The 698-nt window shown below is 60.3% G+C and carries 1 protein-coding gene; it reads right to left on the bottom strand.

Features of this window, described 5'->3' with window-relative positions:
• Nucleotides 1-65: 65 nt before the first annotated feature.
• Complete coding sequence (locus EN949_RS35535; protein ID WP_013529206.1) at nt 66-671, bottom strand: hypothetical protein; 606 nt, start codon at nt 669-671, stop codon at nt 66-68.
• Between the last annotated feature and the right edge of the window lie 27 nt (nt 672-698).

Below are 698 nucleotides of genomic sequence, written 5' to 3'. Positions count from 1 at the left end.
GTGTTCCGCAGGTGCGATCTGCCCCTACTGTCTTACTGCCCTATTCCCTTACTCCCCTAGAGCAATCAAATGCCTTCACCGGCAAGTTCCTCCGAAATCGTGCCGACCTGGTCCTGGGCGCTGCGCATCATCGGATAGATGGCCAGCACCTTTTGCCAGGCCTCGAGCGCCGATTGCTTGTGGCCGGTCAACGCCATGATCTGCGCCAGGCCGGACAGCGCACCGAAATGGCGCGGCTCGAGCTGCAGCGTATGGTCGATGTCGGACATCGACTTGCCGTAGTTCTTCATCATGAAATGGACGGTGGCGCGCCGGTTCCAGCCCTCGGCATAAGTCGGCTGCAAAGTCACCACCTGGTCGAGGAAATCGAGCGCGACGTCGAACTTCTGGCCCTCGACGGCTTTTTGCGACCATTGCATCATCAGGTCGATCGAGGCGCTGCCGGATTGCGACCACTCGCTCCAGATGTTGCCGGCGATGCGCTCCGCCGCCTTTTCGTTGCGTTCGCGTTTCAAGTCGCTGAACAGCTGATCGAGGCGGGCTTGTTTCGTCGTTGGGGCGGGCGGTGCATCCTGAGTGGACGGCGGCGCGACAGCACCATCCGCCCATGCCGGGCCATAAATGACGCCGGAAACAAGCAGAGATGTCAAAAATGCAAAAAGAATCCGCATCGCCGGACTCTAGTCCCGGGCGAGAGA

The organism is Mesorhizobium sp. M7A.F.Ca.US.007.01.2.1 (assembly GCF_003998165.1).
Taxonomy (GTDB): domain Bacteria; phylum Pseudomonadota; class Alphaproteobacteria; order Rhizobiales; family Rhizobiaceae; genus Mesorhizobium; species Mesorhizobium ciceri.
The sequence above is the reverse complement of the archived record's forward strand: the minus strand, read 5'-3'. Positions and strand labels throughout refer to the sequence as shown.